General features: G+C 29.5%; 1 pseudogene. It reads right to left on the reverse strand.

From position 1 onward, the window contains the following. Nucleotides 1-417, reverse strand: a pseudogene (locus CP960_RS13830) (type VI secretion system Vgr family protein); the annotation flags it as partial.

Below are 417 nucleotides of genomic sequence, written 5' to 3' on the forward strand. Positions count from 1 at the left end.
TCTAATTTGTGCTAACTCTTCTTGTCTTGGCTCTTCTACATTTAATACAGCTATACATTCACCCTCTTCTTGTGAAATATGAGAACTAACTATATCTTCAACTTCTAAATATCTTGCAAGTTGTGTTTGTGTATATCCTTCTTCTTCACTATTACTTACAAAGCAGTGTGCATGTCCTACTTTATAAATATTCTCTTCTTCTAAAGTAACACTCATTTTTAATCCATTAATAGTAATATTATCATTGGTTGGGTTATCTATTAAAATATCAGTATCAGATTCATCATTGTTTTTAATAAAATACCATTGTAATTGAGCTTCTTGAGTAGGAGTTAAATCAGTAGTTTTACTCCAAACACCATTATAAAACTTCTCAACAATAGCTTCATACTCTAAAACTTGTGTTATCTCATCTTG

The sequence above is a fragment of the Malaciobacter halophilus genome (assembly GCF_002837275.1).
GTDB classification, from domain to species: domain Bacteria; phylum Campylobacterota; class Campylobacteria; order Campylobacterales; family Arcobacteraceae; genus Malaciobacter; species Malaciobacter halophilus.